The sequence below is a fragment of the Limimaricola cinnabarinus genome (assembly GCF_047631075.1).
GTDB classification, from domain to species: domain Bacteria; phylum Pseudomonadota; class Alphaproteobacteria; order Rhodobacterales; family Rhodobacteraceae; genus Limimaricola; species Limimaricola cinnabarinus.
The window spans coordinates 74,249-97,531 of the sequence record NZ_JBLHYX010000008.1 but is presented as its reverse complement, the minus strand read 5'-3'; the positions used below and the strand labels follow the sequence as shown (position 1 = coordinate 97,531).

The window sequence follows — 23,283 nt, the reverse complement described above, 5'->3', positions numbered from 1 at the left end:
TCAGCGGTCGAGCACGCAGCCGTCGCAACGCCGCCCGCCATCCGCAAGGTGGTATCGGCAGCACCCGGCCCGGCGCAGTCGCAGCCCCTCGGGCGCAGGTGCGAATTCGGTGGGCATCTTGGTATGATGCAAGGGGGCGTCGGCGAGGATCACCATCGCGTCGCGGGCCGCGTCCGCCTCCGCCTGCTGCGCGCGACCGGCAAAGAGCGCAGCACTCGCCACAGCATCGGAGACCAGCCGCCATGCCGCTGCGTCCGAAAGCCCGGCGGCCGCGCGCAACGCGCGGACCAGCGGTGTCGCGGCGGCCGTGATGTCGGCGCGCATCGCGACGAGCCTGTCGCTATGCGCGGCATGGCGCGCGCCACCCGCCATGTCGAACCCCGGATCGCCGGTCTGCAGCGTCACCAGCCGGGTCGGCCGGTCCGGCACGACCTCGTCCCTCAGGTGCAGCGCGAAAAGCGCGCAGGCTTGCCAGAACACGGCACGCAGCAGCACGAAGCTGGCCTGCCCCCGCCGGTCTAGGCCCGGCGTGGCGGCGAGGATGCGCTCGAGCGCCCGCGCGAGGGTGTCGGGATCGTGCAGCGCCGGGGCCTCGGCCCCCGCGATCGGCAGGCCGGGGTGGCGCGCCGCGAGCCGGTCGCGGAGGTCGGGGCGGGTCAGCATGCCGGGCCCGCGCGCGGCACCACCAGCGGCGTGCCGGTTTCGGGGTCGGGGATGATCCGCGCCTCGAGGTCGAAAACCTCGCGGATCAGCGCGGGGGTGACGATGTCGCAGGGCGCGCCCTCGGCCCGGATCGCGCCGTCCTTCATCGCCACGAGGTGGTCGGCATAGCGGCAGGCGAGGCCGATCTCGTGCAGCACCATGACCACGCCGCGCCCCAGATCGCGGTTGAGGCGGCGCACGAGGTCGAGCACCTCGATCTGGTGGCGTAGGTCGAGATAGGTGGTCGGCTCGTCCAGCAGCAGGATGCCGGTGTCCTGAGCCAGCGCCAGAGCCAGCCAGACCCGCTGGCGCTGCCCGCCCGAAAGCGCCTCGACGCGGGTCCGGGCGAGATCCTGCGTGCCTGTGGCGCGCAGCGCCGCCACGACTGCGGCCTCGTCGGTGCGCGACCATTGCCGAAAGGCCGTTTGATGCGGCGTGCGCCCGCGCGCCACCAGATCGGCCACGGTGATCCCCTCGGGCGCGACCGGGCTTTGCGGCAGCAGGCCGAGACGGCGCGCCACCTCGCGCGAGGGCTGCCGCGAGATCGCCGTCCCGTCGAGCAGCACCTCGCCCGCGCTCGGGGCGAGGAGCCGCGCCAGCGCGCGCAACAACGTGGACTTGCCGCAGGCGTTGGGGCCGATGATCGCGGTGATCCGGCCATCGGGCACCACGAGCGACAGGTCGCGCGCGACCGGTCGGCCCGGATAGCCCAAGCTGAGACCACGGGCTTCGAGACGGCTCATAGGGCGCCCTTCCGGATCTGGGTGGCGAGCAGCCACAAAAGATAGGGCGCGCCCGCAAGCGCGGTGAAGATACCAGCCGGAAGCTCGGTCGGCGCGAAGGCCAGCCGCCCGGCGAGGTCGGCGGCGGTCAGGATCGCAGCCCCGGTCAGCGCCGCGAGCGCCAGCGATGGCCCCCCCGGCCCGATCCGGCGCGCGAGCGGACCGGCGACGAAGGCGACGAAGCCCACCGGACCGCAGGCGGCGGTGGCGATGGCGGCGAGCAGCACCGCCAGGAGCGCCGCGCCGGCGCGAACCGCACCAATGCGCAGGCCGAGGCCGGTGGCGATGTCGTCGCCCATCTCGATCCGGTCGAGCGCCCGGCCCGAGGCGAGGGCGAGCGGCGCCAGCAGCGCCAGCCCGCCGCCCGCAAGGGCGGCATGGCTCCAGAGCCGGGCATTGAGCGAGCCGGTGAGCCAATGCGTCGCCGCCGCCGCGTCGAACAGCTCGGCGCGCGACATCAGAAAGGTGATCGCGGCCTGCAGCGTCAGCCCCAGCCCGATCCCGACGAGGATGAGCCGCCACAGGCGCAGCCCGCCCCGCCACGACAGCGCCACGACCAGCGCCGCCGCGACGAGCCCGCCCACCGTCGCGCCGATCGTCACCGTCAGGCCCGACGCGCCCCAGAAGAAGATCGCGACGACAGCGCCGAGCCCCGCGCCTTGGGTGAAGCCGATCACGTCCGGCGAGGCGAGCGGGTTGCGCGCCAGCGACTGGAAGATCGCGCCGGAGAGGCCAAAGCACGCCCCCGCCGCCAGCGCCGTGGCGAGGCGTGGGGCGCGCAGCTGCGACAGGATGAAGGCGCCGGGTCCTTCGCCCGACAGCGCCGCCACCATCTCGGCCCATGACAGCGCATAGTCGCCCAGCATCAGTGCCGCCGCCGAGAGAACCGAAAGGACGAGCGCCAGAAGTGCGGCGGCACGCAGCCCGCGACGCGACAGGCGCAGCGACAGCGTGCCGCGCCGCCAGACCAGCGCGCTCATGGCTGCATCACCCGGATGCGGCGCAGCAGCACGACGAAGGCCGGGCCGCCGATCAGCGCGGTCATCACGCCGACCTGCACCTCGTCGGGGCGCAGCACGACCCGGCCGAGGCAATCCGCCGCCAGAAGCAGGATCGGTCCCATCAGCGCCGCGGCTGGCAGGCACCAGCGTTGGTCGGGGCCCATCAGGGCGCGCGCCAGATGCGGCACCACCAGCCCGACGAAGCCGATCGGCCCCGCCAGCGCCACCGCCGCGCCGCAGAGCAGCGTGATCGCCGCCAGCGCCGCCGCCCGCGCCGCGCCGAGCCGCACCCCGAGCGCGCGCGCCGCGTCGTCGCCGAGCGCCACCGCGTTGAGCGCGGCCCCCGACCACAGCGCCAGCGCAAAGCCCGCCGCGAAGGCGGGGACGAGCTGTGCAAGCGCAGCGGGCGTCGCCCCGGCGAGCGATCCGACCATCCAAAAGCGAAAGCCCTGCAACGTCTCGTGGCTCAGGAGCAGCAGCGCCGTGACCAGCGACATCAGCAACCCGCTGACCGCCGCCCCGGCCAGCGCCAGCCGCACCGGCGTCGCGGAGCCTGCGCCGAGCGTGCCCAAGGCCCAGACCAGCGCCGCCACCGCCCCCGCGCCCGCGAAGGCGAACCAGACCAGCGCGCCGGGGGCGGAGAGGCCGAAGGCCGCGATCGCCAGCACCACCGCGGCCGAGGCCCCGGCATTGACGCCGAGCAGGCCGGGATCGGCGAGCGGGTTGCGGGTCAGCGCCTGCATCAGCAGCCCCGCCACCGCGAGCGCCGCGCCAAGGACGACCCCCGCCCCGGCGCGGGGCAGGCGCATCGCGCGGATCACGAGGTGATCGGGGTTGGCAAGGTCGGGCGAAAGCAGCGCCGCCACGACATCGCCCGGCGCGACATCGCGCGCCCCCACCCCGAGCCCCGCGACCGCCACCACGGTCAGCGTCACGCCGAGCCCCGAGAGCGCCAGCGCGCGTCGGGTCCGCGCCGGGACGCCCGGTCGGGGCAGGGTGGCGGTCACGTCGGTCACGGGGCGAGGCCCGCCTCATGCGTGCTCCGGACCGGCGTGGCCGGATCGCCGTCGACCGCCGCCTCGACCAAAGGCAGCATCTCGTCGATCACGTAAGGCAGGCTGAGCAGCGAGCCATGCGAGAAGGCGGCGGTCAGCACCTCGTCGGCATAAAGCTCGCGCCCCTCGCGGTGGGCGCGCAGCCCCTTGCGCAGCGCCAGCGCCTTGAGCTTGCCCACCACCTCGCCATCGTCGAGCCAGACCAGCAGGTCGGTGTCGAGCGGCGACAGGTCCTCGGAGGAAAAGCCCGCCCAGAAGGCGTTGCCGCTGCGCGCGGTGTCGAAGGCCTCGGGAGTGACGAAGCCCAGCTCGGCGAAGAGCTGCGGCCGGATGTCCTCGGAGGTGTAGGCGCCGGGCTGCTCGTTCCAGTGAAAGGCCACGGCAACGCTCTGGCCCTGCCACTCGGGATGCTGCCGGGCAGCTTGGGCGAGGCGGGCCTCGATCGCTTCGATCTGCGCCTCGGCCTCGTCGAGCCTGCCGGTGGCGCGACCGGCGAGGCGGGCGCGCTCCTGCCACGGGGTGCCATAGTCGCTCCGCCCCTTTGGGGCCGCGACCACCGGGGCGATCCGGCTCAGCAGAGCGTATTGGTCCGAGGTGATGCCCGAGGCCATGGCGAGGATCACGTCCGGGTCGAGCGCCGCGATCCTCTCGATGTTGATTTCGCCGCGCAGCACTTCGGGCGTCTGGTTGCCAAGCGCGTCCTGCGCCCAATCCCAGACGCCGAATTCGTCCGATCCGTACCAGTAGCGGATGGCCACCGGCGCAACGCCGAGCGCGAGGAGATTGTCGACGCCGCCGAAATCGAGCGAGACGACGCGTTCGGGTGGAGCGTCGAGACGGACGGTGCCGAACCTGGTCGTAAATTGCTGCGGAAACTCTTGTGCGGCGGCGGGAAAGGCGGTGCCGATGAGAAGGGCGGCGAGGGTCAGGCGCATGGGGTCTCCGGTCGCGGCGGGAAGGGGCTGGGGCGTTCGACGCCCCCTGGTAGGTCGCATTAATTCCTGACTATAACTATCAGCTAAGTCAAGGCGAGGTTTTCATGGGGTTTTCAGGTGATACTGGACCCCGTATTTTATTCCTACTAATAAACTCAAGAATCACGGCATCGCACGCCGACGTGGCAAATACAAACAAGGGGACCCCCCATGGACGAAATCTGGACAGCCGCGCGGGCTGGGTTCGATGGCGGGCTCGAGGTCGTCCTGCTGGGCGGCCCGGCAATCTGGGCGATCGCGGCGCTGTCGGTGATCACGCTGGCGCTGATCCTGTGGAAGGTCTGGCGGCTGGCGCTGCTCGGGGCGTGGAGCGGCGGGCGGCGCAGCCGCCGCGCGGTGGCGCATTGGAGCGCCGGGCGCGAGGCCGAGGCGCTGTCGATGATCGACGGGCGGCGGAGCTGCCGGGCGCTTCTGGCGCAGGCGGCGATGCGGGCGCGGCGCGACCCGAGCCTTGGCGAGGACGGCGCGCGGGCCGAGACCGAGCGGGTCGCGCGGGCGCTGCTGGCGCGGGCGAGGGCCGGGCTTCGGCCGCTCGAACTCATCGCCAGCATCGCACCGCTTCTGGGGCTTCTGGGCACGGTGCTGGGCATGATCGCCGCCTTTCAGGCGCTGCAGGAGGCGGGCAGCCGCGCCGATCCGGCGGCGCTGGCGGGCGGCATCTGGGAGGCGCTTCTGACCACCGCCGCCGGCATGGCGGTGGCGATCCCCGCCGGGGTGACGCTCACTTGGTTCGAAAGCGTCGCGGACCGGCTGCGCCACGAGATGGAGGACGCCGCGACGCGGATCTTCCTGCGTCCCGTGGCGACCGGGGGCGGGACGGTTTCGGCAGAGTCATCAACCGCGCAGGCGGCCTGAGATGCGGCTTGCAGATCTCGCCCGGCCGCGCCGCCGCATCAGCCTGACGCCGATGATCGACGTGGTGTTCCTTCTTTTGGTGTTCTTCATGCTCTCGGCGCGCTTCGGCTTCGATCTGCAGCTGCCGTTGAACGCCGCCGGCGACAGCGCGGGCGGGGGCTGGCAGGGGCCGCCGCGGCTGGTCTCGATCGGCCCCGAGGGGGTCGCGCTCAACGGCGCGCCGCTGGCCGAGCTGGCGTTGCCGGCTGCGCTGGCGGATCTGGTCGAGGATCGCTCTGACACCATCGTGCTGCGCGCCGAGGCCGGAACCGAACTGCAACGCCTCGTCACGGTGATGCAGCGCCTCGAAGCCGCCGGTTATGACCGGCTCGTGCTGGTGGAGTGAGCCGATGACCTTCGACGAGCCGCCCCGCACGCCGCGGGGCGAAAGCATCGTGCCGATGATCAACGTGGTGTTCCTGCTGCTGATCTTCTTTCTCATGACGGCGCAGATCGCGCCGCCCGAACCGTTCGAGGTGACGCCGCCCGAGGCCGAGGCCGACATGCCCGCCATGGTCGAACTGGTGCTGCACCTGTCGGATGCGGGCGGGATCGCGTTCGGCGGCATCGGGGGGGATGGGGCCATTGCCGCCGCCGCCGAGGCCGGGGCCGGGGCCTGCGGGGCGTGCGATCTGCCGCCGCTGACGCTGCGCGCCGATGCGGGGGTGCCAGCGGCGCGGCTCGCGGCGCTCTTGCCCGCGCTGTCGGCGGCAGGGTTCGCACAGATTGAGCTTGTGACGGTCGCGCCATGAGGGGGGTCTTCGAGGGGGCGGGGTTCCTGACGCTGGCGCTCGGGGCGCACTTGGCGCTGCTTGGTCTGCGGCCCGATCAGGGTGCGCCCGGAGATGCCGGGGTGGTCGGGACCGAGGCGATGACGCTCGCCGCCGCCGATGCGCAGATGGCGGCACTGGTAGCGGAGTGGGAGCGTCCGCCGGAGCCCGCCCCGACGCCCGTGGCCCTGCAGCCATCCCCATCCATGCCCGACGCGCCGCCACCGATGGCCCGCCCCGCGACGCCCGAGGCCCCCGTTCCGCCAACCGGGCCGGGCCTTGCCCTACCGCAGGCCCCTGAATTGACGGCGGCGCCCGAGATCGACACCGCCTCGGCCACGCCGCGTCCCGCCGTCCCGCAACAGCCCATGACCGAACCGCCCAAGGACCGGCCAAGGCTTCGGCCCGAGCAACCGCCCGAACCGGCGCCCGCTCCCAAACCCGCGCCCAAGCCGGAACCCGCACCCGCGCGGCAAGCCGAGCCCGCGCCACCGGCAGCCCAACCGCGACAGGCCCAACGGGCCGCGGGCACTGGGGGCGGCGTGCAGGCCGGCGTGGCGCAGCGCCAAGCCGCGCCGAGCCTTTCGGCGGGGCAGCTGCAATCGCTCGCCGCGCAATGGGGCGCGCAGCTTCGCGCGCAGATCGAACGTCGCAAGCGCTATCCCAACGCCGCGCGGGGGGCCTCGGGACAGGTGACGGTGCGGATCACGGTGGACCGGGGCGGGCGCCTAGTGGGGCTCGCGCTCGTGGCGACCTCGGGCAACGCGGCCTTGGATCAGGCGGCGCTCGCAGCGGTGCAGGCCGCGCGCCTGCCCTCGGCGCCGGCGGGGCTGAACGATCCGAGTTACAGCTTCACCCTGCCGATGATGTTCAACGGATGAGCCGAATGTTTCTTGACAATAATTGTCGGGAATACTAGCGAAGCGGAACCCAGCCCGTCAGGCCAGGCAATTTCATCACATCAATACTGGAGACGGGACATGCTGCTTCGGCGCACCGCGATATCCGTCTGCGCCCTGATGGCGGCCCTTCCGGCCGCGGCGCAGGACATTCAGCTCGACGCGATCACCATCGAGGGCGATTTCGAGGACACGTTCTTCGGCGATGCCGTAGCCCTCGACAGCGGGGTCACCAAGACCGGCGCGCCGATCGCCCTGACCCCGCGCGCCGTCTCGGTCGTGACCGAGGCCGAAATCGCCGAGCGCGGCGCGCAGGATGTCGAACAGGCGCTGGCCTACAGCGCCGGGGTCTTCGCGGGGGAATACGGCCTCGACAACCGCTCGGACTGGTATCTCGTGCGCGGCTTCCGCCCGGCGAGCTTCCATGACGGCCTGCCCGCGCGCTATGGCTACTACAACGACACCAAGCCCGAGCCTTTCCTGCTGTCGCAGGTCGACGTGCTGCGCGGTCCGGCTTCGGGGCTTTATGGCAATGGCGAGGTCGGCGGCGTGGTCAACACCGCGTCCAAGACCGCCGCCATGCCGTCGGAGAACGTGGCACAGCTCCAGTTCGGCTCGCATGACCGGCGGCAGGTTGGCCTCGACGTGTCGCATGATCTCACCGCCGATGGCAGCCTGCGCGGCCGGGTCGTGGCGCTCGCGCGCGACAGCGACACGCAGGTGGATCACAGCCGCGACGACGCCTTTGCCATCGCGCCTTCGATCACATGGGAGCCGCAGTTCGGCACCAAGCTGACGCTTCTGGCCAACTACCTGGAGAACCAGGGCAGCCCGATGATCCAGTTCGCCTCGCTCTATGGCGCGTTGGAGCCTGCGCCGAACGGCGCGTTCCTCGATGACGGCCTGTTCGTCGGCGAGCCGGGTTTCGACCGCTTCGATAGCGAGAGCCGTGGCCTGACGCTTCTGGCCGAGCACCGGCTATCACCGGTCTGGTCGATGGACGCCCGCCTGCGCGCCACCCGAAGCGAGGCCGATTATCGCCATGCGTGGTGGGCTTTCGACGACTACCCGACGCGCTACAACGACGACGGCACCATCGACCGCACCTTCTACCGCGCCGAGAACACGCTCGAGACATTCGGCGCGGATCTCACCGCGACGGCCGAATATGCGTTGGGCGCGGTTGCGATGCAATCCCTGCTGGGCCTGAGCTACAACCGGGGCGAATACGACAGCGACTTCGGCTATGGTACGCAGATTGCCTCGATCGATCCCTTCGATCCCGACTATTCTGGCGCCCCCGCGATCACCGTGACCGACACCCCGGCCAGCACCGTCGAGGAGCGCGGAATCTACGCGCAGAACCGCGCCACCTTTGGCGGGCGGCTGCATGTCGATGCCGGGCTGCGATATGGCGAGATCGAGACCGGCGAGACCACCGGCGCCTTCAGCGCGGCGGCGGTCGATGCGCGCGACGACGCGGTGACCGGCAACGCGGCGCTTCTCTACGACCTCGACAACGGCGTCGCGGCCTATGTCAGCTATGCCGAGAGCTTCCGGCAGGAGATTGTCGGCACCGACGCCGAGGGTGATCCGTTCGAGCCGACGCGCGGCGCGCAATACGAGATCGGCGTGAAGTACCAGCCGCAAGGGTCCAACAGCCTGTTCACCGCCGCGCTGTTCGACCTGACCAAGTCCAACCTCGCCATCGCCGATCCCGAAAACCCGAACTTCAGCATCCAGACCGGCGAGGTCGAGGTGCGGGGTCTTGAGATCGAGGCGCAGACCCGCTGGCGTGACCTGCGGATCGACGCGAACTGGACCCTGCTCGACACCGAGAACGCCGACGGCAACGCCATCGCCACCGTCGCCAAGAGCTTTGGCTCGGCCTGGGCGACCTATGCCCCCGAAGCCGGCGTGGCACGGGGCTGGGAGGTCGGCGCGGGCGTGCGCTATTCGGGCGAGAAGCAGGACGGCGGCGGCGCGACCACCACGCCGGACTACACGCTCTATGACGCTCGGATCGCTTATGGCACCGATGATTACGAGGTCTCGCTCAATATCCAGAACCTCGCCGACGAACAGCACGTCACCTATTGCGCAGGCGCGGCCTGCTACTTTGGCGAAGGACGCGACATCTCTCTGACCACCAGCGTCAAGTTCTGAGGCCCACGCCGCTGGACCGACGCGGGTGCGGTCCGGCGGCGTGGATCTGACGCGCGATACGAAACCGGACAGGGGCCCTGGCGCTCGGAACCCTCGCCGGGGCGCGGGGTTCTTGCGGTACCGCACCCACGCATCGGGAGAGTGCCATGGCTTCGCGTCCCGTCTGGAAAGGCCAGCTGCGGCTGTCGCTGGTCGCTATCCCCATCGAGCTGCATTCGGCGCGCGAAAGCGGCTCGAAGACGAGTTTTCGCCAGATCCACAAGCCCTCGGGCAAGTCGGTGAGCTATCAGAAGGTGGTGGCGGGGCTCGGGCCGATCGACACCGCCGAGATCGTGAAGGGCTTTCAGACCGCCAAGAACGAATACGTGCTGATCGAGCCGCAGGAGGTCGAGGAGATCCGGCTCGAAACCAGGAAGACGCTGGAAATGGTGCAGTTCGTCGAACAGGGCGAGATCTCGCCGCTCTATTACGACGCGCCCTATTACGTCGTGCCCGCCGACGAGCTGGCGCAGGATGCCTACCGCGTGGTGCGCGACGCGCTGCGCCAGACCGGCAAGGTCGGGTTGGGCCAGCTCGCGATGCGCGGGCGCGAATATCTTTGTGCGATCCGGCCCTGCGGCGACGGGCTGTTGCTCGAGACGCTGCGCTACGAGGACGAGATCCGCAAGGCCGAGCCGCTGTTCAGCCAGATCGAGGACGACCCGGCGGACAGGTCGCTGCTCGATGTCGCGACGCAGCTCATCGAGGCCAAGACCGCGCTCTTCGACGCCTCGGCCTTCGAGGATCATTACGCGCGCGCCCTGAAGGAGCTCGTGGCGCGCAAGGTGAGATCCAAGAAGGCGCCGCGCGCCAAGCCTGGCGAAGAGGCCCCTGAGGTCGATACCGATGCCAAGGGCAACGTGGTCGATCTCATGGCGGCGCTGAAGAAGAGCCTCGAGAAGGACAAGAAGGGCGGGCGCAAACCCTCCTCGACCCGCAAGAAGGCGTCATGACCCGGCTCGGCCGCTACCGCGAGAAGCGCGATTTCGACGCCACGCCCGAACCGCGGGCGGAGGAAGGGCAAGGCTCAGGCCGAAGCTTCGTGGTGCAAAAGCACGACGCGCGCCGACTGCACTACGACTTCAGGCTCGAACATGAGGGCGCGCTCTGGTCTTGGGCGGTGACGCGCGGCCCGTCTGACGATCCGCGCGAAAAACGCCTCGCCGTGCGGACCGAGGATCACCCGATCGATTATGCGGGCTTCGAGGGCGTTATCCCCGAAGGGAGCTATGGCGCAGGCACGGTGATGATCTGGGACAGGGGCGAATGGGAGCCGCTGGACGAGGATCCCGGCGCGGCGCTGGCCGCGGGCAAGCTGAAGTTCCGGCTCGGTGGCGAGCGGATGCGCGGCGGCTGGACCATGGTGCGCATGAAGGGCCGCGCGCGCGATCGCGGGCGCGAGAACTGGCTGCTCATCAAGGAACGCGACGCGGAGGCGGGGGACGACGCCGAAGGGCTGACAACGCGGCACGCCACTTCGGTGACGACCGGTCGCGATCTCGATGCGATCGCCGCCGGGGCCGAGGCCGACGCGCCATCAAAGACCGGGCCTGCGGCACCGCCCGAGGATGGCGGGGCCTCGCCCGCGCGCGTGGGCGAGGCCCCGGGCTTCGTCGCGCTGCAGTTCGCGACGCTGCGCGCGGATGCACCCTCGGGCGCGGATTGGTGGCAGGAGCCCAAGTTCGACGGCTATCGCTGCCTGCTCTCCATCGGGGGGAACGGCATCCGCGCCTACAGCCGCAACGGCCATGACTGGTCCGACCGGTTCGCGGCGCTGATCGGCCCGGCCAAGACCATCCCCTGCGACACTGCCCTGATCGACGGCGAGGTCACGGCGGGCAAAGGCGGCGGCGATTTCTCGACGCTGCAGAAGGCGCTCGGGAACGGCGATCCGCTGAGCTTCTTCGCCTTCGACCTGCTGCATCTCGATGGCGAGGACCTGCGCGACGCCCCCTTGCGCGAGCGGCGCGAGGCGCTCGACGCGCTGTTGGGCGAGCTTCCCGGCGATGGCGAGATACGGCTTTCGCCGCATATCGAAGGCTCCGCCGACGAGGTGCTGACGCATATGTGCGGCGCGGGGGCCGAGGGCATCATCTGCAAGCGGGCCGATGCGCCCTATCGCTCGGGGCGCGGCGCCGACTGGATCAAGGTCAAATGCGTGAAGGGCGCGGAGTTCGTGATCGGCGGCTGGTCGCCTTCGGACAAGCCCGGCCGCGCCTTCGCCTCGCTGCTGCTGGGCAGCTTCGAGGATGGGCGGCTGGTCTATCGCGGGCGGGTCGGGACCGGCTTCGACGCGCAGGTGATGCGCGACCTGTCGGAGGCGATGGCTCCGATGGCGCGCAAGACCCCGGCCTTCGAGGCGGTGCCGCGCGACATCGCGCGCGGCGCGGTCTGGGTCCGGCCCGAGCTGGTGGCTCAGATCCGCTATGCCGAGCTGACGGCGGATGGCCAGATCCGGCACGGCGTCTTTCTCGGGCTGCGCGAGGACAAGCCTGCCAAGGAGGTCAGCGCCGCGCGGGAGGTGGCGGTCGAGCGGGGCGAGACGGAGGAGGGCGATCCGGTCCTGCGCGGCATCCGTATCTCCAGCGCCGGGCGCGTCGTCTATCCTGGCCCAGGCCTGACCAAGGGCGGCATCGCGCGGTATTACGACGCGATCGCCGAGCGTATGATGCAGCATGCCGCCAACCGGCCGGTGGCGCTGATGCGGATGCCCTCGGGGCTCGACGGGCAACGTTTTTTCCAGCGCCATGCTGGAAAGGGGTTTCCCGACGCCATCGGCACGGTGCGGCTGACCGAGGCGAGCGGGCGCGAGGCCGACTATATCACCCTGCCGGACGCGACGGCGCTTTTGGGGGCGGTGCAGATGGGCACGCTCGAGGTGCATATCCACGGGGCACGCAACGACCGGCTGGACCGGCCCGACCGGCTGGTCTTCGATCTCGATCCCGACGAGGGGCTGGCGTTCGAGGAGGTGAAGCGTGCGGCCCGCGAGATGGGCGATCTGATGCGGCGGCTTGGCCTCTCCTGCGCGCCGATGGTGACGGGGGGCAAGGGCGTGCATGTCGTCGTGCCGCTGCGCCGCGTCGCGGGCTGGGAGACGCTGTGCGGCTTTGCCCAGGCGGTGGCGCAGGGGTTCGAGCGCCGCGCGCCGGATCGCTATACCGCGACGATGTCCAAGGCCCGGCGCGAGGGGCGGGTCTTCATCGACTGGCTGCGCAACGACACCGCCGCTACCGCCATTTCCCCCTACAGCCTGCGCGCCCGCCCCATGGCCCCGGTCGCCGTCCCGGTCGAATGGGAGGAGCTGGATCGGCTCGATCGCGCGGACGGGTTCGACGTGGAGGCCGCGACGGCGCGGCTGGATGCAGCCTGCCCCCTGCTGGAGGCGTCGAAGGGCGCGCCCGGCCTGTCCGAGCGGACCTTGGACGCGCTTGAGGATTGGCTGGAGGAGAGCGCCTGATGCGCAGGCCCGTGCGGTAGGGTACGGACTGGGGCGGGTCGGAACACGGGCGTGGCTGATCGGTTCGGCAAGAGCAGGCGCATGGAGGCGTGGGAGGGCGCGCCCCTCTGGACGGCCTGCCTGCAAGGGCAACCGCAGGGAGCCGACGACGTGCATGAATACCATCCCCCCGACCGGCCCGCGCCGCCGCGTCTCGTCTTCGGGGCTGCTACGGTGAAGGCGCGTGTCTTCCTCAACCCGACAGCCGCAGGAGGCGACCGGCGCGCCGGCGGAGGCATGGCGTCGCAAATTCCGACCGCGGAGGAGTTCGACATGACGCATCCCGCGACCGGTGGCGCGTAAGTATCTTCGTGGCGGTTCAGGGTGGTGCGGCGCAAGTCGCCCTCTGATCGGTGCCTTTGAGGCACCGGCGGCGGAAGCGGAACTCGGGTCCAGGGGAGGCGACCATGATTTCCGCGACTTATTCGTTTGAGGCGGCGGTGCGCAGCCCTAGCTTACCCGGAAAGAAGACCATGATGAAAGCATCGCCGCGACGATGCGTCCGGGGCCAGGGGGGAGAAGGTCGATGTCGGAATGGGTGCTGCCGGGCAGCTATTGTGGCGCGGCGCCCGCGCCCGGTGCCGCCCTGTCCGCGTGGAACTTCGATCCGGTCCTGCTGGCCGGGCTTGTGGTCCTTGCCGTCGCCTTGCGCCACAGCCGGGCGGGATCGGTCGCCGTGATGGTGCTCGGGGTCGCCTTCGTGTCGCCGCTCTGCGCAATGTCGGTCGCGCTCTTCTCGGCCCGCGTGGTGCATCACGTTCTTCTGGTGGCCGTCGCGGCACCGCTTCTTGCCGCCGCTTGGCCGGCGAAGCGCGCGGGCGGGTCGGCGGCCTTGCCCTTCCTCTTGTCGACCGCGCTGCTGTGGGGCTGGCACATCCCGGCGGCTTATGACCTCGCGCTTGGCGACATGGCCGTCTACTGGATCATGCAGGCCACGCTTCTGGGGTCGGCCACGCTGTTCTGGCGCACGGTCCTGTCCGGCGGCCCGGCGATCGAGGCGGTGCTCTGGGCGCTGGCGGGGCTGATGCAGATGGGACTTCTGGGCGCGATCCTCACATTTTCACCGGCCCAGCTCTATGCCTCGCACGCGGTGGCGCCGTTGGCTTGGGGGATCACGCCGCTCGCGGACCAGCAGCTTGGCGGCCTGATCATGTGGGTGCCCGCGATGCTGCCTTACCTGGCGGTTATCGCCCTTGTGGCGCGCCGGGGCTGGCGCGCATCGGACACGGCACCGGAGCGGTCGGCGGCATGAGCTGGCTGACCGCGCTGATCCCGCATCTGAAGGCGGTGCATGTCGGGATGCTGCTTTTATGGTGCGGCGGGCTCTTCGCGCTGCCCTTGATGCTGTCGCGCCACGATCCGGCGATCGGTCAGGCCGATTACAGCCGCATCCGCCGCGCCACGCATTACGCCTATACCTATTTCGTCACGCCCTCGGCGGTGCTCGCCATCGCCTCGGGAACGGCGCTCATCTTTCTGCGCGAGGTCTTCGTGACATGGATGTTCGCCAAGCTGGTCTTCGTGGCGCTGCTGGTCACCTTCCATGTCTGGGTCGGCTATGTCCTCGTCGCGGTGGCCGAGCGAGAAGGCTCCCACCAATCACCGAACCCGGTGGTGCCGCTTCTGCTGCTGCTCGTGCCGATCCTCGCGATCCTGTCGCTGGTGCTCGCCAAGCCGGAGCTTGGCGAGATCCCGGTGCCCGGCTGGCTCGCCGAGCCGCGCGGCAATCAGCTGCCTTTCGACGTGCCCAGACGATAATCGAAGACGAGTTTGCCGCCATGCCATCCCGTGACCATCACCACGAGCACGTTGAAGCCCGACATCAGGATACCGTAGGGCAGCACCGCCGCCTCGTAGCCCTGCAGCCGGTAGCCCCAGTTCAGCCCCAGAAGCGACAGCAGCAGCACAGCGATCACGAAGTGGGTCCATGCGGGCGCGCGGATGCGAATGCCGGGCACCATCAGAAGCTCGGCGGTGCCTGTGGCCCCCGCGGCGAGGCCGAACAGGAAGGCGGTGCCCGCCGCCCAGATCGCCGCACGCGCCCAGAACAGTTCGCCCGACCACCAGTAGAGGACGTCGGCGCCGAAATTGCAGAAGGTCAGCGCCACGGGGAAGGCCACGCTCATCGCGTGAAGCGGGTGGCCCCAGATGCCGACGAAGGATTCCGTTTCGTCATAGCCCGGCGACTGCGCGATCGGATCGATCAGCTCTTCCTTTTCATTGACCATCTCTTCGGACATGCCGGGCCTCTCCTGCGCTGCGGTATCGCGGGCTCAACACTCCTGTTGCTCGTCGGTTGCGAAAAGAGCCTTTCGGCGGTGCATCCAGCGGGACCGGCGGCCTCGGTGATCGCGACGCTGTGGTGGGTACTTCTGATCGGCGCGACGCTGATCTTCCTCTTTGTCGCGGGGCTGATCGTCTGGGCGTGGCGGCGGCCGCCGGGCGAGGTCTCCGAGCGGCGCTTCGTGGTCTGGCTGGGCCTTGCCTTTCCGATCACCGTGCTCGTGGCGCTTTTGGGTTACGGCCTCGTCGTGGGCGAACGGCTCCTGCCGCGGGCGGGCCCCGAGGTGGTCGAGGTGCGCGCCGAGGCGCGGCAATGGGAATGGCGCTTCGGCTATGCCGATGCGCCGGGGCGCGAGACCGAGAACCTGCTGCACATTCCCGCGGCCCGCCCGGTCGACGTGGCGATCACCTCGATCGACGTGATCCACAGCTTCTGGGTGCCGCGTCTCGCGGGCAAGCTCGACGCGGTGCCGGGGCACGTCAACGTTCTCAGGATCGAGGCCGACCGCCCCGGCCGCTACGAGGGGCTGAGTGCCGAGTTCAACGGCGTGGGATACCGCGATCACCGCTTCACGGTGGTCGCGCATGATGAAGCTGGCTGGCAGGACTTCCTGCAAGGAGAAACACCATGAACGCGCTGCGGCGTCACCGCGCTCTGTCGCGCATCTGGGCCTCGGATCCCGGCCTCAGGGGATGGTTCACCACCGTGAACCACACCGATCTGGGTCGCATGTTCCTTGCCGTGGCGGTGTTCTTCTTCGTGGTGGGCGGCGTCCTCGCGATGCTGATCCGGGCGCAGCTGGCGAGCCCGCGTTCGGCCTTTCTGGGCTCCGACCACTACAATCAGGTGTTCACGATGCACGGGACCATCATGATGTTCCTGTTCGCGATCCCGCTCTTCGAGGGGCTCGCGGTGTATCTGCTGCCCAAGATGCTCGGCACCCGCGATCTCGCCTTTCCGCGCCTCACCGCCTACGGCTTCTGGTGCTACGTCTTCGGCGGCGCAATGATGGTGTTCTCGCTTCTGGCGGGGGTGGCGCCCGACAGCGGCTGGTTCATGTATCCGCCGCTGTCTTCGACCATCGGCGCGCCGGGGATCAACCCGGATTTCTGGCTGATCGGCATCACCTTCGTAGAGATTTCGGCGATTTCAGCAGCGGTCGAGATCACGGTGACGGTGCTGCGCTACCGCGCGCCCGGCATGTCGCTGTCGAAGATGCCGATTTTCGCGTGGTACGCGCTGGTCACGGCGGTGATGATCCTCACCGGCTTTCCGCCGCTGATCCTTGGCTCGATCCTCCTGGAGCTGGAACGCGCCTTCGGCATGCCGTTCTTCCAGGTGGCGGCAGGCGGCGACGCGCTCTTGTGGCAGCACCTGTTCTGGCTCTTCGGTCATCCGGAGGTCTACATCATCTTCCTGCCGGCGGCCGGCGCGATCTCGACCATCCTGCCGGTGATGGCACGCACCACATTGATGGGCTACGGCTGGATCGTCGCGGCTGCGGTCTCCTTGGGCGTGCTGAGCTTCGGGCTCTGGGTGCACCACATGTTCACCACCGGTATCCCGCATATGGGGCTGGCCTTCTTCTCGGCGGCCTCGACGCTGGTGGCGGTGCCGACGGCGGTGCAGATCTTCGCGTGGATCGGCACGCTGTCAAAGGGTCGCCCGAGCCTGCATCTGCCGATGCTGTGGCTGCTGGCCTTCTTCGCGACCTTCGTGATCGGCGGCCTCACCGGGGTGATGGTGGCGATCGTGCCCTTCGACTGGCAGGCGCATGACACCTACTTCATCGTGGCACACCTGCACTACGTGCTGATCGGCGGCTTCGTCTTTCCGATGCTGGCGGCGCTCTATTACTGGATGCCGCATTTCACCGGGCGCAAGACCTACTTCAAGCTCGGCAATACCGCCTTCTGGCTCGTCTTCTTCGGGTTTCACGGCACCTTTTTGCTACTGCACTGGGCCGGGCTGCTGGGGATGCGGCGGCGAATCGACACCTATGAGGCGGGCCAAGGCTGGGAGGCGATCAACCTGATCGCCTCGATCAGCGGTTTCGTCATGGCGATCGGCTTCGCGCTGGTGTTGATCGACGTGGTGATCAACGCGGTGGTGGCGATCCGCGGGTCGCGCGATCCATGGAAGGCGGGGACGCTGGAATGGGCGATGCCGACGCCGTCGGCCCCCTATAATTTCGCCAGCCTGCCGCATGTGACCTCGCGCGATCCGCTCTATGACGACCCCGAACTTCCGGTGCGGCTGGCGCGGGGCGAAGGCTATCTCGGCGATCCGGGCCGCGCTCGCCGCGAGACGATCTCGGTCGAGATCGCCAGCGGCGCGCCGCGTTACATCACCGTCTTTCCCGGCAACACGGCCCTGCCGATGCTGATGTCGGCAATCACCGGCCTGTTCTTTCTCGGCATGCTGCTCAAGGCCTACTGGCTGGTGCCGATCTCGGCCTCGGGTGTCATCGCCTGCGCGCTCTACTGGGTCTGGAGCCTTGGCGGCACGACGCGCGAGGGCCCCTTGCCGGTGGGGCGCGGCCCGGATCTGCTGACGGCGGCCGAAACCGCCGATCCGCCGGGCTGGTGGGGGTCGATCTTCCTGCTGCTGGCGAACGGCACATTCTTCGGCTCGCTGCTCTTCGGATATGTCTTCTTGTGGACCATCGCGCCGAACTGGCCGCCGCCGAACTTTGCCGAACCGGGCCTCGGCATCGGCCTCACGGCGCTGGCGGGGGCGGCGTTGACGGCTCTCGGGACGCGCTGGCGTCCGGGCGCGGCCCTGCTGTTCGCCGCGCCGGGCCTCGTCGCGCTGGCCGTCACGGGCGTCATGACCCTGATGCTGGTGCCCGACCCCACGGCGCATGCCTATGACGCGACGCTTTGGGTGCTGATCGGCTACGGGCTGCTGCATCAGGCCGTGGCACTCCTGATGCTGCTGTTCCTCGGGGCGCGCAGGCGGGCGGGGCATGTCGGCGCGCATGTCGGTGGCGAGGCGCGGATCGTGCGGCTCTGGTGCGACTACGCGGTGCTGGTGTCGCTCGTCGTGGCGTTGGCGGTCGGCCTGCCGGGGTGGCTGGCATGATCACGGTGCTGCGCCTGTCGCTGCCGCTGGCGATCTGGCTCGCCTCCTTCAGCGGCGTTTACGGGCTGCATGGCCTGATGTGTTCGAGCCGCTGGGCTGGACCGCCCATCGGCCTGTCCGAGCGTGGGCTGCTGATCGGGGCGGCGATCCTGGCCATCGCGGTGCAATCGCTGTGCCTGCTGGTGCTGCGCACGCCGAAGTGGCGGGACCCTGACCCCGCGATGCGGCGCATCGGCCTCGTTCTCGCCACGATCGCGCTCGTCGCCGCGATCTGGACATTGCTGCCCCCGACGGTGCTGGCCTCCTGCATGTGAGGCGTGGCGGGCGGCGGCCGCGGCGCGCCGCCCGCCATCTGGTTCAGACGGGCAACGGTGCTGCCTGCGCCTCTCGGGCCTCGCGCGCCTTCGCCCGTCTCTCGGAACCGGCGAAGAAGACGTAGTAGAACACCGGCGCGGCGATCAGGGTCAGCACCGAGGCGAAGGCGAGGCCGCCCATGATCGTGACCGCCATCGAGACGAAGAACGCATCGCTCAGAAGCGGCAGCATGCCGAGGATCGTCGTCGCCGCCGCCAGCACCACGGGCCGCAGGCGCGACACGCAGGCGGTCACGATCGCCTCGCGCAGCTCCACTCCTTCGGCGCGCACGAGGTCGATCTCCTCGACCAGAACGATGCCGTTCTTGATCAGCATCCCCGACAGCGACAGGAGACCCAGAAGCGCGGTGAAGGTGAAGGGCAGGCCGGTGCCCAAGAGCCCCAGCGCCACGCCGTTGACCGACATCGGCACCAAGAGCCAGATGATCACCGGCTGCTTGATCGCGTTGAAAAGCAGCACCGAGATCAGCACCATCACCAGAAGCGACAGCGGAAGCTGCTTGCCGAGGCTTTCCTGCGCATCGCCCGAGGCCTCGAATTCGCCGCCCCAGTCAAGCGCGTAGCCCGGCGGCACCTCGATCGCCTCGACCGCCGCGCGCACCTGCGTGAACACCTCGGCGGCGGTGCGTTCGGGTGGGATGTCGGCGCCGACGGTGAGGGTCGGCACCCGGTCGCGGCGATGCACAAGCGTGTTCTGCACCTCGTGACCGAGACCGTCGATCACCTGCTCGATCGGCAGGAAATGCTGGCCGGTCTCGGACCAGACCGGCTGGTCGCGCAGGTCGGAGGTGGCATCGCGCGGCAGCCGCACGGTGATCGGGATCAGCCGCTCGCCTTCTCGGTAGACGCCGCTGGAGACGCCGTCGGTGGCAAAGCGCAGCGCGTTGGCCACGTCGTCGCGGCTGATGCCGGCGCTCTGCGCACGGTCGGTGGCGTAATCGGGGCGCAGCACCAACTCGGGCTCGCGCCAGTCGGTGCGCGGATCGAGGATGTCGGGCGAGGCGGCGCGCAGAACCTCGATCACCTCGTCGCCGACCTCGCGCAGCACGGCCGGGTCGGGGCCCGAGACGCGCACCTCGATCGGATCGCCGCCGCCGGGGCCGAAGACCAGCCGTCGGGTGCGGAACTCGCCCGCGGGCAGGGCTTCGCGGCCGAACGCCTCGAGTTCCTCCTGCAGGGCCGGGATGGTCGAGATGTCCTTGGTCCGGATGATCATGTGACCATAGCTCGGGTTGGCGCTCTCGGCGGCATAGGTGAGCATGAAGCGGGTCGCGCCCTGACCGGCATAGCTGGTGTAGGAGACGACCTCGTCGCGTGTCGCCAGCCATTCTTCGACCAGCGCCAGATCTTCCGAGGTCTGCTGGATCGTGCTGCCTTGGGGCAGCTTGTAATGCACGAAGAACAGCGGCGTGTTGGAGTTGGGAAAGAACTGCTGCCGGACTTGGCCGAAGCCCGCATAGCTGACCACCGTGATCGCCAGCAGCGCCGGGATCACCAGCCAGCGGCCCTTGATAGCGCCGCGCAGCACGGCGGCATAGCCGCGGAACAGCGCCCCGTCATAGGCCCCCGCGCCGCCCGCCATGCCCCGCTTGAAGAAGTAGTGACCCAAGAGCGGCGTCACCGTGATCGCAAGCACCCAGCTCAGCAGCAGCGAGATGCCGATGACGGCGAAGAGGGAGAACATGAACTCGCCCGTCGCGTCGGGTGACAACCCGATGCCGGCAAAGGCCATGATGCCGATCACCGTGGCGCCCAAGAGCGGGATCTGTGTCTTGCCGGCGGTCTCGGCCGCCGCCTCGCGCGAGGATTTGCCCCCCTGCATGGAGATCTGCATCCCCTCGGCCACGACGATGGCGTTGTCCACGAGCATGCCCATGGCGATGATCAGCGCGCCGAGCGAGATGCGCTCCATCTCGATCGCGAAGATGGCCATGAAGAACAGCGTGCCGACCACGGTGAGCAGCAAGGTCACGCCGACCACCACCGAGGCGCGCCAGCCCATGAACAGAGCCAGCACCGCCACCACGATGGCGACCGACATGGCAAGGTTCACCAAAAAGGCGTTCGACGCCTCCTCGACCACCAGATGCTGCTGGTAGATGGGGTTCAGCTCGACCCCGGCGGGGATCTCGTCGAACAGCTCGGCAAGCCGGTCGTCGACGAGGTGGCCGACGGCGACGATGTTCTCGGTGGCGAGGCCCGCCACGCCGAAGGTGAAGGCCTCGGTGCCGTCATGGCGCAGGATCAGCGAAGGCTGCTCGACCCGTCCGCGATGCACCTGCGCCACGTCGTAGAGGTTGAGGATCTCGCCGCCGACCCCGACCGAGAGGCCCGAAATCTCGGAGACGCTGTCGGAGCCTTCGGGTGCGGCGATCCGCACGCGCCGCCCGGCGGTGTCGACCGAGCCCGCGGGCACCACCGAATCCGCCGATGCGAGCGCGCCGACCAGCGCCTCGGCGGGCAGGTTCTGCGCCGCGAGAAGCGCCAGCTCCGGCTCCACGAAGATCGCCTCTTCCGGTAGCCCCGCAAGCTCCACATCCGCCACGCCCTCGACCGCGAGCAGCTCGCGCCGCAGCCATGTCGCAAGGCGGTGGATCTCGGCGTCGGAATAGCCCGGCGCGGTAACGGCGTAGTAGAGGCCGAACACGTCGCCGAAGCTGTCATTGACCAGCGGCTCGCCCACGCCCGAAGGCAGGTCGCGCGCCGCGTCGCGCACCCGCGCGCGCAGCTTGGTCCAGATGCCGGGCAGCTCGTCGCCGCCATAGGTCGATTTCACCTCGACCTCGATCAGCGACACGCCGGGGCGGTTGGTCGAGGTGATCCGGTCGATTTCGCCCATCTTCTGGATCGCGGATTCGAGCGGCTCGGACACCTCGCGGGCGACCTGCTCGGCCGAGGCGCCGGGATAGGAGGTGACGATCACCGATTGCTTGATGGTGAAGGCGGGGTCTTCGAGACGGCCCAGAGTGGCAAAGCCCCAGATGCCGCCGAAGAGGCAGCCCAGGATCAGCAGCCAGGTCAGGATCGGCTTTTCGATGGAGGCGCGTGCGATGGTCATGATGGGCGGTCCTTACTTCGGAAAGCCGGCAAAGCGGCGCACCGCCTGGCCGTCTTCGAGTGCTGCGGCGCCCGCGGCGACGATCTCGGCGCCGCGCTCGACGCCACCCGTCACGAGAAAGCCGCCGTCATCGGCGATCTCGATCTCGACCTCGCGGGCTGCCACGCGGCCCCGGTCGGGGGTCTCGCCCGGCTCGAACACCATCACCTTGACCGTGCCGTCGAGATCGCCCACCAGCGCGGTGGGCGGCACCGGCAGGCCGCCCGCCATGCCGTCGAGACGGCTCGTCACGGTGACCGAGGAGCCGGGCAGCACGTCGGGCGCGGTCTCGGCCGCGAAGGCCAGCGTCAGGCCGAAGCTCTGGCCCACCGCCGTCGCGTCTGAGGTGAATTCGCGGATCTCGAGCGGGTAGCTGTCGCTCATGCCAGGAAAGCGCGCGGTGATCTCGACATCGGGGTCGCGCCCGGCGCGCTGGAACAGGATCTCGGGGACCTCGACCTCGACGCGCAGCTCGGACATGTCGTGCAGTCGCACGATCGGCGTGCCCGCCGAGACGGTGGTGAAATTGGCGACCAGCCGCTCGGCTACCAGCGCCTCGAAGGGGGCGTCGAGCCGCGCCTTAGACAGCGCGCGCTCGGCGTCGCGCAGCGCCACCTGCGCCAAGGCGGCATTGGTGCGCGATTCTTCCTGCGCCGCCTCGCTCACGGTGGAGCGGCTGAGCTGGTTCAGACGGTCGAGGTCGCGCTCGGCCTGTGCCTGGCGCAGCTCGGCCTGCTCGAACGCCAGTTCGAAGGGTTCGGGGTCGAGCCGGGCCACGAGGTCGCCCTCGCGGATGATCTGCCCTTCGAGCACGGGGAACTCGACCAGCTGGCCGCCGATCTGGAAGGCGAGATCGACGGTTTGGCGCGCCGCGACCTGACCATAGAATTCGCGGGTGAGCCCGGTGTCTTCGGTGCCGAGCGTCATCAGCTTGACAGGACGGGGGGCCGCGTCGGCATCGGCCTGTTGCGTGGCGCCCGGCGTGGCGAGCAGCGCCAGCATCACGAGAGGGGGAAGGAAGCGGGTCAAAACGGCAGTCCTTTCGGCAGGCCTTCGGCCTTGATGTGAGCGCGGATGCGGGCGAGCAGATCGCCCAGAATGTCGAGGTCGGCCTCGGGCAGGCCGGTGGCGTCGCGCAGCGCCCGGTCGGCCTCGGCGAGCATCTCCTCGCGGCGGGCACGGCCTGTCCCGGTCAGCTCGATCAGCCAGGCGCGGCGATCCTCGGGGTCGCGGTTGCGCTGGACCAGCCCGCGCGTCTCGAGCCCGTCCACCACGACCGTGAGGGTCGAGGGCAGGGCCTGCATCCGCCGGGCGAGATCGCCCATCCGGCTTGGCCGCGACAGCCGCAGCAGCGTCAGCCGCTCCTGCTTGGACAGGTCGGGTTCGGCGCATTCTAGCCGCTCGTGCAATGCCCAATAGAGCAGCACGATGCCGAGCAGCATGTCACCGCGCCCACCGTCGATCTCGTCGATCTCGGTCATTTCGCCTCTCCGCAGCTAGCGAGTCGGCGCGGATATACTTCATAGAATGAAACATTCAAATCGGAAAGCAATTCGACCCGGGGCGGTGCGATCCTGAACGGCTTGAATAGGGCGGGCGCGCTGCGCCGCCGTTGTCATTTTGTTTCAACGCGCTGACTTGC

Annotated in this window: 21 protein-coding genes and 1 pseudogene; 13 read left to right on the top strand and 9 right to left on the bottom strand. The window is 69.6% G+C overall.

Features of this window, described 5'->3' with window-relative positions; all coding sequences use genetic code 11:
- The 5 genes from ACJASC_RS08590 to ACJASC_RS08570 are packed head-to-tail and all read right to left on the bottom strand — an operon-like array spanning nt 1 to nt 4,475.
- A complete protein-coding gene (locus tag ACJASC_RS08590) occupies nt 1-663 on the bottom strand; it encodes a hypothetical protein (RefSeq protein ID WP_415145214.1) in 663 nt (220 codons plus the stop codon).
- Nucleotides 657-1,445, bottom strand: coding sequence for an ABC transporter ATP-binding protein (locus ACJASC_RS08585; RefSeq protein ID WP_415145212.1), 789 nt, complete (start codon nt 1,443-1,445; stop codon nt 657-659). Before ACJASC_RS08585 ends, ACJASC_RS08590 begins: the two co-directional genes overlap by 7 nt.
- Nucleotides 1,442-2,464 (bottom strand): FecCD family ABC transporter permease, encoded by a 1,023-nt coding sequence (locus tag ACJASC_RS08580; protein ID WP_415145210.1) that lies wholly within the window; start codon nt 2,462-2,464, stop codon nt 1,442-1,444. Before ACJASC_RS08580 ends, ACJASC_RS08585 begins: the two co-directional genes overlap by 4 nt.
- Nucleotides 2,461-3,501, bottom strand: a complete 1,041-nt coding sequence (locus ACJASC_RS08575; RefSeq protein WP_415145208.1) for a FecCD family ABC transporter permease — start codon at nt 3,499-3,501, stop codon at nt 2,461-2,463. Before ACJASC_RS08575 ends, ACJASC_RS08580 begins: the two co-directional genes overlap by 4 nt.
- Nucleotides 3,498-4,475, bottom strand: coding sequence for an iron-siderophore ABC transporter substrate-binding protein (locus tag ACJASC_RS08570; protein WP_415145206.1), 978 nt, complete (start codon nt 4,473-4,475; stop codon nt 3,498-3,500). Before ACJASC_RS08570 ends, ACJASC_RS08575 begins: the two co-directional genes overlap by 4 nt.
- A 273-nt stretch (nt 4,476-4,748) precedes the next feature.
- Here ACJASC_RS08570 and ACJASC_RS08565 point away from each other — a divergent pair.
- From ACJASC_RS08565 to ACJASC_RS08520, 10 genes and pseudogenes are all read left to right on the top strand, one after another.
- Nucleotides 4,749-5,390: pseudogene (locus ACJASC_RS08565) on the top strand (MotA/TolQ/ExbB proton channel family protein); the annotation flags it as partial.
- 1 nt (nt 5,391) lies between these two features.
- Nucleotides 5,392-5,775 carry an ExbD/TolR family protein gene (locus tag ACJASC_RS08560; RefSeq protein WP_021695817.1) on the top strand — a complete coding sequence of 128 codons (384 nt, stop codon included), beginning with the start codon at nt 5,392-5,394 and terminating at the stop codon, nt 5,773-5,775.
- Between the two features lie 4 nt (nt 5,776-5,779).
- Nucleotides 5,780-6,181, top strand: a complete 402-nt coding sequence (locus ACJASC_RS08555; RefSeq protein WP_415145204.1) for an ExbD/TolR family protein — start codon at nt 5,780-5,782, stop codon at nt 6,179-6,181.
- The gene (locus tag ACJASC_RS08550; RefSeq protein WP_415145202.1) at nt 6,178-7,080 is read left to right on the top strand and encodes a TonB family protein; all 903 of its coding nucleotides are present in this window, start codon (nt 6,178-6,180) and stop codon (nt 7,078-7,080) included. The genes ACJASC_RS08555 and ACJASC_RS08550 overlap by 4 nt, the downstream gene beginning before the upstream one ends.
- A gap of 99 nt (nt 7,081-7,179) precedes the next feature.
- Entirely contained in the window at nt 7,180-9,264 is a 2,085-nt protein-coding gene (locus ACJASC_RS08545; RefSeq protein ID WP_415145200.1) for a TonB-dependent siderophore receptor, read from the top strand.
- 146 nt (nt 9,265-9,410) lie between these two features.
- Complete coding sequence (ku, locus tag ACJASC_RS08540) at nt 9,411-10,256, top strand: non-homologous end joining protein Ku (protein WP_415145198.1); 846 nt, start codon at nt 9,411-9,413, stop codon at nt 10,254-10,256.
- Nucleotides 10,253-12,763, top strand: coding sequence for a DNA ligase D (ligD, locus tag ACJASC_RS08535; protein ID WP_415145196.1), 2,511 nt, complete (start codon nt 10,253-10,255; stop codon nt 12,761-12,763). Before ku ends, ligD begins: the two co-directional genes overlap by 4 nt.
- Before the next feature lie 51 nt (nt 12,764-12,814).
- A complete protein-coding gene (locus ACJASC_RS08530; protein ID WP_415145194.1) occupies nt 12,815-13,105 on the top strand; it encodes a hypothetical protein in 291 nt (96 codons plus the stop codon).
- Nucleotides 13,106-13,328: 223 nt separating this feature from the next.
- On the top strand, nt 13,329-14,054 hold the full coding sequence (locus ACJASC_RS08525; protein WP_021695368.1) for a cytochrome c oxidase assembly protein: 726 nt from the start codon (nt 13,329-13,331) through the stop codon (nt 14,052-14,054).
- Entirely contained in the window at nt 14,051-14,560 is a 510-nt protein-coding gene (locus ACJASC_RS08520) for a CopD family protein (protein ID WP_021695369.1), read from the top strand. The genes ACJASC_RS08525 and ACJASC_RS08520 overlap by 4 nt, the downstream gene beginning before the upstream one ends.
- Here the strand turns inward: ACJASC_RS08520 and ACJASC_RS08515 are convergent.
- Nucleotides 14,530-15,042 carry a DUF2231 domain-containing protein gene (locus tag ACJASC_RS08515; protein WP_415145191.1) on the bottom strand — a complete coding sequence of 171 codons (513 nt, stop codon included), beginning with the start codon at nt 15,040-15,042 and terminating at the stop codon, nt 14,530-14,532. The genes ACJASC_RS08520 and ACJASC_RS08515 overlap by 31 nt on opposite strands.
- Before the next feature lie 78 nt (nt 15,043-15,120).
- Between ACJASC_RS08515 and ACJASC_RS08510 the strand changes: the two genes are divergently transcribed.
- Genes ACJASC_RS08510 through ACJASC_RS08500 form a run of 3 tightly spaced genes read left to right on the top strand, consistent with a single transcriptional unit; the run spans nt 15,121 to nt 18,484 of the window.
- Nucleotides 15,121-15,717: a cytochrome c oxidase subunit II gene (locus ACJASC_RS08510; RefSeq protein WP_415145189.1), complete on the top strand. Its 597-nt coding sequence runs from the start codon at nt 15,121-15,123 to the stop codon at nt 15,715-15,717.
- Nucleotides 15,714-18,170 (top strand): cytochrome c oxidase subunit I, encoded by a 2,457-nt coding sequence (gene ctaD / locus ACJASC_RS08505; protein WP_415145187.1) that lies wholly within the window; start codon nt 15,714-15,716, stop codon nt 18,168-18,170. Before ACJASC_RS08510 ends, ctaD begins: the two co-directional genes overlap by 4 nt.
- Nucleotides 18,167-18,484: a hypothetical protein gene (locus ACJASC_RS08500; RefSeq protein WP_415145185.1), complete on the top strand. Its 318-nt coding sequence runs from the start codon at nt 18,167-18,169 to the stop codon at nt 18,482-18,484. Before ctaD ends, ACJASC_RS08500 begins: the two co-directional genes overlap by 4 nt.
- A gap of 43 nt (nt 18,485-18,527) precedes the next feature.
- Here ACJASC_RS08500 and ACJASC_RS08495 read toward each other — a convergent pair whose 3' ends face one another.
- From ACJASC_RS08495 to ACJASC_RS08485, 3 genes are read right to left on the bottom strand one after another with little or no spacing between them, the layout of a single operon-like run.
- On the bottom strand, nt 18,528-21,602 hold the full coding sequence (locus ACJASC_RS08495; protein WP_415145183.1) for an efflux RND transporter permease subunit: 3,075 nt from the start codon (nt 21,600-21,602) through the stop codon (nt 18,528-18,530).
- Between the two features lie 12 nt (nt 21,603-21,614).
- Entirely contained in the window at nt 21,615-22,670 is a 1,056-nt protein-coding gene (locus ACJASC_RS08490) for an efflux RND transporter periplasmic adaptor subunit (protein ID WP_415145181.1), read from the bottom strand.
- Complete coding sequence (locus tag ACJASC_RS08485; RefSeq protein WP_415145179.1) at nt 22,667-23,122, bottom strand: MarR family winged helix-turn-helix transcriptional regulator; 456 nt, start codon at nt 23,120-23,122, stop codon at nt 22,667-22,669. The genes ACJASC_RS08490 and ACJASC_RS08485 overlap by 4 nt, the downstream gene beginning before the upstream one ends.
- Nucleotides 23,123-23,283: the final 161 nt, after the last annotated feature.

Bases quoted from the DNA above. Each gene is read 5' to 3' on its own strand.
- ACJASC_RS08590 (WP_415145214.1), bottom strand. From the start codon at position 663: ATGCTGACCCGCCCCGACCTCCGCGACCGGCTCGCGGCGCGCCACCCC.
- ACJASC_RS08585 (WP_415145212.1), bottom strand. From the start codon at position 1,445: ATGAGCCGTCTCGAAGCCCGTGGTCTCAGCTTGGGCTATCCGGGCCGA.
- ACJASC_RS08580 (WP_415145210.1), bottom strand. From the start codon at position 2,464: ATGAGCGCGCTGGTCTGGCGGCGCGGCACGCTGTCGCTGCGCCTGTCG.
- ACJASC_RS08570 (WP_415145206.1), bottom strand. From the start codon at position 4,475: ATGCGCCTGACCCTCGCCGCCCTTCTCATCGGCACCGCCTTTCCCGCC.
- ACJASC_RS08560 (WP_021695817.1), top strand. From the start codon at position 5,392: ATGCGGCTTGCAGATCTCGCCCGGCCGCGCCGCCGCATCAGCCTGACG.
- ACJASC_RS08555 (WP_415145204.1), top strand. From the start codon at position 5,780: ATGACCTTCGACGAGCCGCCCCGCACGCCGCGGGGCGAAAGCATCGTG.
- ACJASC_RS08550 (WP_415145202.1), top strand. From the start codon at position 6,178: ATGAGGGGGGTCTTCGAGGGGGCGGGGTTCCTGACGCTGGCGCTCGGG.
- ACJASC_RS08545 (WP_415145200.1), top strand. From the start codon at position 7,180: ATGCTGCTTCGGCGCACCGCGATATCCGTCTGCGCCCTGATGGCGGCC.
- ku (WP_415145198.1), top strand. From the start codon at position 9,411: ATGGCTTCGCGTCCCGTCTGGAAAGGCCAGCTGCGGCTGTCGCTGGTC.
- ligD (WP_415145196.1), top strand. From the start codon at position 10,253: ATGACCCGGCTCGGCCGCTACCGCGAGAAGCGCGATTTCGACGCCACG.
- ACJASC_RS08525 (WP_021695368.1), top strand. From the start codon at position 13,329: ATGTCGGAATGGGTGCTGCCGGGCAGCTATTGTGGCGCGGCGCCCGCG.
- ACJASC_RS08520 (WP_021695369.1), top strand. From the start codon at position 14,051: ATGAGCTGGCTGACCGCGCTGATCCCGCATCTGAAGGCGGTGCATGTC.
- ACJASC_RS08515 (WP_415145191.1), bottom strand. From the start codon at position 15,042: ATGTCCGAAGAGATGGTCAATGAAAAGGAAGAGCTGATCGATCCGATC.
- ctaD (WP_415145187.1), top strand. From the start codon at position 15,714: ATGAACGCGCTGCGGCGTCACCGCGCTCTGTCGCGCATCTGGGCCTCG.
- ACJASC_RS08500 (WP_415145185.1), top strand. From the start codon at position 18,167: ATGATCACGGTGCTGCGCCTGTCGCTGCCGCTGGCGATCTGGCTCGCC.
- ACJASC_RS08495 (WP_415145183.1), bottom strand. From the start codon at position 21,602: ATGACCATCGCACGCGCCTCCATCGAAAAGCCGATCCTGACCTGGCTG.
- ACJASC_RS08485 (WP_415145179.1), bottom strand. From the start codon at position 23,122: ATGACCGAGATCGACGAGATCGACGGTGGGCGCGGTGACATGCTGCTC.